The organism is Sphingobacterium sp. HJSM2_6 (assembly GCF_049316305.1).
Classification (GTDB): Bacteria; Bacteroidota; Bacteroidia; order Sphingobacteriales; family Sphingobacteriaceae; genus Sphingobacterium.
Genome location: NZ_JBMOXB010000011.1, coordinates 153458 through 160018, shown reverse-complemented (window position 1 = coordinate 160018; position 6561 = coordinate 153458). Strand labels below are relative to the sequence as shown.

The following is a 6561-nucleotide window of genomic DNA, read 5'->3' as shown; positions in this document are numbered from 1 at the left end:
GGTGATCAGTTGGATTATGGCGCAAGGTTCTACGACGCGGAGATTGGAAGGTGGAACGTGGTTGATCCGTTGGCGGAGATGCATTTTAACTTTACTCCGTATAATTATGTGCTTAATGATCCAATTAATTATGTAGATCCTTGGGGGCTAGATACTGTTAGGGTTAATGATGTTGTGTGGCCTAACTTTAAACCAGACCAAGACGTTATCCAAATTGATGAGGTTGTCGTAAATTGGTCCATTAAAAAGGAAAATACTACATTAGATAATATCCAAACGGGTCTTGATGTTGTTGGTCTTGTGCCTGGTTTAGGGGAAGTTGCAGACGGTATAAATGCATTATCTATTTAGGTAGAGGAGACTATCTGAATGCATCCCTGAGTGCAGCAGCGATGATTCCTCTTGTTGGTACTGGTGCTACTACTTTAAAATTTGCCAACAAAATTCAAAAACATCATATTATTCCTAATGCTGTATATAAAACCTATAAGAAGGAATTAAAGAAAATGGGATACATTCAGAATAATGCAAAAAATCTAAAAAAACTCAGTACACCTTTTCATGGAAACCATCCTGCATATAATAAAACAGTAGATAAATTGCTAGGTGATATTCTAAACTCAGGCGGTGACATCAATGATGTTATGGATTTGCAAAAGACCTTGAGACATGAAATCAATGATAAGGTTAAAGAGGGGCACCGTACATTGAACGAGGCTTTCAAATAGATAAAGACAAAAATGAATTTACTTGAATTTAGTACAGCTTGGGAGCCTGAAGTATTGGGCGTGAATAACGGCATTTACCAATTGGAATTTGATGAAGGCGTATTTAATAATGAGAGCGAAAGCGATGATTTCTTTCTTAACTTTCCTCGAGATATTACAAAACCAATAACTAAGCCGTTAAATTTCAACCTTTTAAAAGAAGGTAAAATTAATGATGTTATGAGGTATGCGCCGATTCTAAAGCCTGCGCCTTACATCGTCAGTGAAAAGTTTATTGAGGTGTTGAGAGAGTTTGATACACTACCGTACTCGTTGGAGCCGGTAAGCTTTTTAAATGTGAATGTAGATATGAAGTACTTCCTGTTCAGGTATACGTATTCTGATCTTTCTGAGTTTGATGTTAAAAGGATAATAGCTTATTTAGGTATTACTAAAAATAGTAGAAGGTATTACGAATTCTCAGACCTTTCTGAATTTCAGCTTTTTAATAATAAAAACAAGATGTGCCAGATTGAGAAAATTGAGTTCAATCTTCAGGATTCTAAGGTTAAGGATTATGTCAAGTTGATTAAACCTGGAGACATGATTTCAGAAAGCTTGGCTAATGGCTTAATTGATAAAGGTATTACAGGTGTGAAGATTGGAGGGGGCTGTATTATGGAGACCGTTGACTAATGCGTTTAACAAAAACCCAATCCGATAAAGATTGGGCTTTCGTTATTTATTGCGCATACGTTTTTCTTGCCTTGTAATCCCGGATAAGCGCATCGAGAACAAGGAAGACCTGTTTTTTGTCATCTTCCGGCATCACGGATATCTCCCTTATCCGACCGAGAGTAGCCGAATCCAGTTCGGTATCGGTCTTACCGGAGAGGTAGTCGAGCGTCACGCCCAGTGCGGAAGCGATTTTCTTTGCAGCATCGAGTGAGGGCACGGCCTCGCCACGTTCGTACTTGCTTATTTTGAGCCTTGAAATGCCGCTCTGTGGAGTTGCTACCTTTGAGTGGAGACAGATTTAATAAATAGTTTTAAAATTGTTAACAGATGAAAAGAGTGTTTGACGATTCGTTTAAAAGTATGGCTTTGGAACTGTCTTATGTTAAGAGTTCAGTAACTGAGGCTGCAAAAGAGTTGGAAATAGATGCTGGCAGATTGAGCAAGTGGCGTATGGACCAGGTATAATGCTGGTACATTATTTCCTAAAAATGATAAGCTGAGTCCCGATGAACAAGAAATCCGGGAATTGAGAAAGAGGTATGAGCCGAAAAGGTAACTGTTGGGACAATGCAGTAGCTGAAAGTTTCTTTAAAACGCTAAAGGCAGAATTTGTTCATCACAGAAAGTTTGAAAACAGAGAGGGTGCTAAATTAGAAATATTCAGATACATGGAAGGATTTTACCATGCAAAAAGGATACATTCGGCAATAGGGAATAAAACACCCAATGAAATGGAAGTATATTACACAGCAAAACAAAAATTAGTAGCATAAATAGTCTACGCTTTTAAGTTGCAATTCCACTTTTTGCTGTGCTCACGCTTGATAAACGACTGTTGATTTTACTTATGCCGAGAAGCTGCTACCGCAACCACAGGTACTCGTTGCATTTGGATTGTTAAATGTGAATCCACGAGCATCTAATCCATTTTTGAAATCTATTTCCATACCAGCTAAATAGAGGCCATGTGCCTTATTCATAAAAACGCGCAGGCCGTTAATTTCATATTCTGAATCGCCTTCTTTTTTTTGATCGAAGCCTAATAAATAGCTCATACCGGAACAACCACCACCTTCAACCCCTATACGTAATCCAAAATCACTGTTGATTTCTTGTTGATCGATAAGTTTTTTAAGTTCTTTTAAAGCACCATCCGTAATAGTAACTGGAGCTGCCGATATAATATTTTCTGAAGTCATACCTTATCCTCATTAAAATGTTGTTACAAAAATACATATTTTTAAGCGTTCTTTACATTGGACGACTTATTTTGACAATCTTTAAACAGTATGAATCTAGAACCACAACTGATCGAGTTTTTTAAAAGTCTTATTTTATTGACTCTAGCGATTTTCGCTGCATTACTTTTAAGCTTTCGGTTGATTTGGCCTAAAATTGAACGAACCATGTACCATATGTTGAAGTTTAAGGCAGCGACCAATACTTCTATGGATCACTTAAAACATACAGCTTATGAACGATTGCTCCTATTTACGCTTCGATTAAATCCTCAAGAGGCTTTAATGAGAAATTATCAAGTCCAGTTAAGTGTGCCTGAATTTGTACGTGTTGTCATAGCAGATATAGAAAGCGAATTTCAATATAACAGTACCCAACAATTGTACGTTAGCGCATCGGTTTATGAAAATGTGTTGAAAGTGAAACAATTGACGATAGCCTTATTAAAAAAACAGGAGCTTAGTCCCGTTCATACTGTCGATAGCTATATTGATTCGGTCTTGAAAGAACTTTCAACAATGGATGTGGATATCTATGCCGGATTACAACAATTAATAAAAAAGGAAGCGAATACTTAAACAATTTAATATCAATAAAAAACAATTGATAAAAATTGGGTAATTATTAAGCCTTTTCTTTGTAATTATCTATATTTGCACCTTAAATCGAAATAATTAAAATTCTCCAATAAAATTACAGTTATGGAAAGAGATCAGTCCATTTTTAATCTAATAGAAGAAGAAGCAATTCGCCAAGAAGAAGGTGTTGAATTAATTGCCTCTGAAAACTTCGTAAGTAAGCAAGTGATGGAAGCTGCAGGTTCAGTTTTAACCAATAAATATGCAGAAGGACTTCCAGGAAAACGTTACTATGGTGGTTGTGAAGTAGTAGATAAAATTGAGACCATTGCAATCGATAGAGCGAAAAAATTGTTTGGTGCTGAATGGGTAAATGTTCAACCGCATTCAGGTGCACAAGCTAACGCTGCTGTCTTTTTAGCAATATTAAAACCTGGTGATAAAATCTTAGGTTTTGATCTTTCTCATGGTGGTCACTTGACCCATGGTTCTCCAGCAAACTTTTCTGGTAAATTATACCAACCTTTATTTTATGGAGTAAAACAAGATACAGGATTAATCAATTACGAGCAATTAGAAGAAACAGCCTTACGTGAAAAACCAAAAGTTATTATTTGTGGTGCTTCTGCTTACTCACGTGATTGGGATTATGCACGTATCCGTGCGGTTGCTGATCAAATTGGTGCTTTAGTTGTTGCAGATATTTCTCACCCAGCGGGTTTAATCGCTCGTGGATTATTGAATGATCCACTTCCTCATTGTCACATCGTTACTACTACGACGCATAAAACACTTCGTGGTCCACGCGGTGGGATGATTATGGTAGGTAAAGATTTTGAAAACCCATGGGGCATCAAAACACCAAAAGGTGAGACGCGTACCATTACTCAATTATTGGATTTAGCGGTTTTCCCTGGAACTCAGGGTGGTCCTTTAGAGCATACCATTGCTGCAAAGGCAATCGCTTATGGAGAAGCTTTGTCTGATGAATATTTAGCTTACATTCATCAAGTAAAGAAAAATGCAGCAGCGCTAGCGCAATTCTTCGTTGAAAAAGATTACCATATTATCTCCGGTGGTACGGATAACCACCTCATGTTAGTAGACTTAAGAAACAAAGATATTTCAGGTAAAGAAGCTGAAGCGGTATTAGGTCTTGCAGGTATTACCACAAACAAGAACATGGTTCCTTTTGATACCCGTTCTCCATTTGTTACATCCGGTGTTCGTTTCGGTACGGCAGCAATTACTACCAGAGGAATTAAAGAAAATGAGATTCTTCAAATTGGTGAGCTAATCGATGAAGCATTAAACAATCGCGCGAATGAATCAGCATTAGCTGGTATTCACGAAAAGGTAAAATCGTTAATGGCTGAATTCCCATTATATAGATAGATATTTCTAGTAATATTATACTTAAATGACTCTAAAAGTAAATTTTGGAGTCATTTTTGTTATATCTTGGCAGTGTGAAATTGTGTTAAAAAGAGCGGCATGCTTTTGAGATAACAGAATTTTTAACTCTCTTTGATTAATTAATACATAAAAAAATTTGCCTATTGGAACACGACTACGCTTAAACTAAAATATTTACTGGACATAGAAAAAACTTCAACATGTGTTGTGGAGGTAAAAATTATGAAGCTATTGAATAAAAAGAGTGACCAATATTTGGTGCAGGCGTATGTTAAAGGTGAAGAGATGGCTCTACAAATCTTATTGGAGCGTTATAAAACCAAAATTTATACGTCCATTTATCATCAGGTTAAAGATCAATACTTAGCTGAAGATATATTTCAAGAAACATTTATCAAGGTAATCAATACCCTCAAAGCGGGCAGGTATAATGACGAAGGCAAGTTTTTGCCTTGGGTTATGCGGATTGCTCACAATATGGTAATTGACCATTTCAGAAAAGAAAAACGAGGACCAAATATCATTAATAATGATGGCTTTGATATTTTCGAAGTATTGCAGTTTTCTGACGATAGCATCGAAACGAAAATGGTGAAAAATCAACGCGATTTGGACCTTAAAAAAATTATTCAACTACTGCCTGATGATCAAAAGGAAGTCCTAATCATGCGACTTTTTTGCGATATGAGCTTTAAAGATATTGCAGATATTACGGAAGTTAGTATTAATACGGCATTAGGTCGTATGCGTTATGCATTATCAAACTTGCGTAAGATGATTGAAGAAAATAATATGATGTTTCAATTGGGTTAATGAACGAATAGGGGATGAGGCATATTTCATCAGTATATGTTTTGGGAATGAATCAAGTTAAAACTGCAACGCTATTGTAACTTGCCTTCCACATCCAATATTGATGACATAACATAAGCGCAATGCAAGTATTCCTTTTACTGAAACTTTTGTTTTAACGATAGGCCAGTTTACAGTAGAAACTGCTTTTATTGCTGAATGTGAGGTAAACGTACTGTCATTTTGGCAAAAGAAGTCTTGTTTTGCATTGCTTATGTGGTTTATTTTTATTTTATTGCAGAATAAAGTGTTTGGAACTTGTTTTGATAGTTCTATTGTAAAAACAGAAAAAAAGATATTAAGATATGTATTGGATTATTTTTATTGGAATTATGTTAGTGAGCTGGATAGTCCAGTTCCGTTTCAAAGGTAAGTTTAAGAAATATTCTGAGATGCCATTGTCTTCAGGGCTTTCGGGAGCAGAGATTGCTCAGAAAATGCTAAATGATAATGGGATTTCTGATGTAGAAATTATTTCGGTAGAAGGACAATTAACGGATCACTATAATCCAGCAAATCGTACAGTGAATTTAAGTCCAGAAGTATTTCATGGGCGTAGTGTAGCTGCCGCTGCGGTAGCCGCACACGAGTGTGGTCACGCAGTTCAACACGCTACCGCTTATTCATGGTTACAGTTTAGATCGTCTATGGTTCCCATGGTCAGTGTTGCTTCCAAATTAGTGACTTGGGTTTTGTTGTTGGGTGTGATTATGGCTGCAAGTGGTAATATGATTGTGCTAGCAGTAGGAGTTGGGGCCTTGTTTTTGACGACTTTATTTAGTTTCATTACCTTACCGGTAGAATTTGATGCTTCGAATAGAGCATTAGCTTGGTTAAATACGGCGGGAATTACGCACAGTACTGAAGAACATGATGGTGCAAAAGATGCTTTGAAATGGGCTGCGATGACTTATGTTGTAGCTGCTTTATCAGCATTAGTTACCTTATTATATTATGCTTCCATGTTATTTGGAAGAAGAGATTAACCCATCGGTTGATGGTCTATAAAAAAGGGATGATTTTTCATCCCT

General features: G+C 36.7%; 11 protein-coding genes. 9 read left to right on the top strand and 2 right to left on the bottom strand.

Features of this window, described 5'->3' with window-relative positions:
- The 3 genes from ACFRAE_RS11460 to ACFRAE_RS11450 form a co-directional block, all read left to right on the top strand.
- Positions 1-351, top strand: a 351-nt coding sequence (locus tag ACFRAE_RS11460) for an RHS repeat-associated core domain-containing protein (protein WP_422797294.1), incomplete at its 5' end; no start/stop codon positions are given.
- 41 nt (positions 352-392) lie between these two features.
- A complete protein-coding gene (locus ACFRAE_RS11455; RefSeq protein ID WP_422797293.1) occupies positions 393-728 on the top strand; it encodes an AHH domain-containing protein in 336 nt (111 codons plus the stop codon).
- A 12-nt stretch (positions 729-740) separates the two neighbouring features.
- Positions 741-1403, top strand: a complete 663-nt coding sequence (locus ACFRAE_RS11450) for a hypothetical protein (protein ID WP_422797292.1) — start codon at positions 741-743, stop codon at positions 1401-1403.
- A 46-nt stretch (positions 1404-1449) separates the two neighbouring features.
- Here ACFRAE_RS11450 and ACFRAE_RS11445 read toward each other — a convergent pair whose 3' ends face one another.
- Positions 1450-1704, bottom strand: coding sequence for a helix-turn-helix domain-containing protein (locus ACFRAE_RS11445; RefSeq protein WP_422797295.1), 255 nt, complete (start codon positions 1702-1704; stop codon positions 1450-1452).
- Between the two features lie 68 nt (positions 1705-1772).
- On the opposite strand from ACFRAE_RS11445, the gene ACFRAE_RS11440 reads away from it, so the two are divergent.
- The gene (locus ACFRAE_RS11440) at positions 1773-1910 is read left to right on the top strand and encodes a hypothetical protein (protein WP_422797291.1); all 138 of its coding nucleotides are present in this window, start codon (positions 1773-1775) and stop codon (positions 1908-1910) included.
- A gap of 74 nt (positions 1911-1984) precedes the next feature.
- Positions 1985-2218 (top strand): IS3 family transposase, encoded by a 234-nt coding sequence (locus ACFRAE_RS11435; protein ID WP_422797290.1) that lies wholly within the window; start codon positions 1985-1987, stop codon positions 2216-2218.
- A 72-nt stretch (positions 2219-2290) separates the two neighbouring features.
- Here ACFRAE_RS11435 and ACFRAE_RS11430 read toward each other — a convergent pair whose 3' ends face one another.
- The gene (locus ACFRAE_RS11430) at positions 2291-2644 is read right to left on the bottom strand and encodes a HesB/IscA family protein (RefSeq protein ID WP_422797289.1); all 354 of its coding nucleotides are present in this window, start codon (positions 2642-2644) and stop codon (positions 2291-2293) included.
- Between the two features lie 90 nt (positions 2645-2734).
- On the opposite strand from ACFRAE_RS11430, the gene ACFRAE_RS11425 reads away from it, so the two are divergent.
- The 4 genes from ACFRAE_RS11425 to ACFRAE_RS11410 all read left to right on the top strand — a co-directional run bounded on the left by ACFRAE_RS11425 (position 2735) and on the right by ACFRAE_RS11410 (position 6516).
- The gene (locus ACFRAE_RS11425) at positions 2735-3262 is read left to right on the top strand and encodes a hypothetical protein (protein WP_422797288.1); all 528 of its coding nucleotides are present in this window, start codon (positions 2735-2737) and stop codon (positions 3260-3262) included.
- A 123-nt stretch (positions 3263-3385) separates the two neighbouring features.
- Positions 3386-4657 (top strand): serine hydroxymethyltransferase, encoded by a 1272-nt coding sequence (gene glyA / locus ACFRAE_RS11420; RefSeq protein ID WP_422797287.1) that lies wholly within the window; start codon positions 3386-3388, stop codon positions 4655-4657.
- 243 nt (positions 4658-4900) lie between these two features.
- Positions 4901-5491, top strand: coding sequence for an RNA polymerase sigma factor (locus tag ACFRAE_RS11415; RefSeq protein ID WP_422797286.1), 591 nt, complete (start codon positions 4901-4903; stop codon positions 5489-5491).
- Between the two features lie 344 nt (positions 5492-5835).
- Complete coding sequence (locus ACFRAE_RS11410; protein ID WP_422797285.1) at positions 5836-6516, top strand: zinc metallopeptidase; 681 nt, start codon at positions 5836-5838, stop codon at positions 6514-6516.
- The last annotated feature ends 45 nt before the right edge of the window (positions 6517-6561 follow it).